This is a genomic window from Acidisphaera rubrifaciens HS-AP3, from assembly GCF_000964365.1.
Classification (GTDB): domain Bacteria; phylum Pseudomonadota; class Alphaproteobacteria; order Acetobacterales; family Acetobacteraceae; genus Acidisphaera; species Acidisphaera rubrifaciens.
This window is the reverse complement of record NZ_BANB01000766.1, coordinates 1-1667: the sequence shown is the minus strand read 5'-3', so window position 1 is coordinate 1667 and position 1667 is coordinate 1. Positions and strand designations below refer to the sequence as shown.

2 protein-coding genes are annotated in these 1667 nt (G+C 74.2%); both read right to left on the bottom strand.

The genetic code is table 11. The features are described from left to right. On the bottom strand, positions 1 to 979 hold a 979-nt coding region (locus B8460_RS17435; protein WP_048862893.1), incomplete at its 3' end, for an FAD binding domain-containing protein. Then, on the bottom strand, positions 976 to 1488 hold the full coding sequence (locus B8460_RS17430) for a (2Fe-2S)-binding protein (protein ID WP_048862892.1): 513 nt from the start codon (positions 1486 to 1488) through the stop codon (positions 976 to 978). The genes B8460_RS17430 and B8460_RS17435, both read right to left, overlap by 4 nt. Positions 1489 to 1667: the final 179 nt, after the last annotated feature.

Genomic DNA, 1667 nt, shown 5'->3' with positions numbered 1-1667 from the left:
CCGCTGCCGCGAGCGCGCGCGCGACGAGCCGCTTCGCGAGGTCGATCTTGAAGGCGTTGTCGCCGGAGGGGCGCGCGTCCGCGAACGCGGCCTCCGCCGCCCGGGCAAAGGCATCCGCGTCGGCGCTGGCGCCGGCAAGCGACGCCTCCGCCGCGTAGGCCCGCCACGGCTTTGCCGCGACGCCGCCGAGCGCGATGCGTGCGTGCGTGATCACGTCGCCGCGCATGCGCAGCGCCGCCGCGGCCGACACCACGGCGAAGGCATACGACGTGCGTTCGCGCAGCTTCAGGTAGCGCGCATGCGGCGCGAACGCCGCCGCCTCCGCCGGCAGGCGCACGGCGACGACGAGGTCGCCCGCCTCCAGCGCCGTCTCGCGCTGCGGCGCCTCGTCCGGCAGCCGGTGGAAGGCGGCGAGCGGCACCTCGCGCCGTCCGGCCCGTCCCTCGATCTCGATCACCGCGTCGAGGGCGGCGAGCGGCACGCAGAAATCCGACGGGTGCGTGGCGATGCAGTGCGCGCTCCAGCCGAGCACGGCGTGCTGGCGCGTCTCGCCGCCGCGCGCGTCGCAGCCGCTGCCCGGTGCGCGGCGGTTGCACGCGCTCGCCGCGTCCGCGAAATAGGCGCAGCGCGTGCGCTGCACGATGTTGCCGCCCACGGTCGCGGCATTGCGCAGCTGCGCCGACGCGCCCGACAGCAGCGCCTCGGCGACCGCCGGAAAGCGCCGCGCGAAGGCCGCGTCGTGCGCGAGATCGGCGTTGCGCACCAGCGCGCCGATGCGCACGCCGCCATCGGGCAGGTCCTCGATCCGGTCGAGCCCCGGCAGATGCGTCACGTCCACCAGCCGCGCCGGCCGCATCGCGCCGACCTTCATCAGATCGACGAGGTTGGTTCCGGCCGCGAGATACGCGGCGCCGGGCTGCGCGCCCGCCGCCACCGCCTCGGCGATCGTGGCCGGGCGTATGTAGTCGAACGTGTTCATGCCGCCTGCTTCTCCTGCTGCGCGGCGTCGTCGTCCGCCCGCATGCGCCGCTGCGCGTCGAGCACCGCCGCCGTGATGCCGGCATAGGCGCCGCAGCGGCACAGATTGCCGCTCATCGCCTCGCGCACCCGCTCCGGATCGTCGCCCGCCTGCCCCTCGCGGATCAGGTCGATCGCGCTCATGATCTGGCCCGGCGTGCAGAAGCCGCATTGCAGCCCGTCATGGGCGATGAAGGCGACCTGCACCGGATGCAGCGTGTCGCCGTCGGCCGCACCCTCGATCGTGAGGATGTCGGCGCCGTCGAGGCTGACCGCGAGCGCGAGACAGGCGTTGATGCGCCGCCCGTCCGCCAGCACGGTGCAGGCGCCGCACTGGCCGCGGTCGCAGCCCTTTTTCGTGCCGGTGAGGTCGAGCCGCTCGCGCAGCAGGTCGAGCAGCGTGACCCGCGGATCGTCGAGCATGAGCGACCTCGGCACGCCGTTGATGGTGAGCGTGATTGACAGGCCCATGCGGCACTCCGATGAGAACTGTGTTGGAACGCGCCGGGGATGCATGGTGCGGCGGCGCGCCGGAAGGGACCGGCGTGACGTCGCGCCGGCTTGGGGCGGGATATGTGGAGGGACCCTCCGTTTGACAAGGGCCGCCCGTGAAGGGTGACGAGCACGCCGCCGCGCCCGCCGCCGCGCCC

What these genes read in the sequence shown, in the direction of transcription:
- B8460_RS17430 (WP_048862892.1), bottom strand. Translation starts at nt 1,488, where the DNA reads ATGGGCCTGTCAATCACGCTCACCATCAACGGCGTGCCGAGGTCGCTC.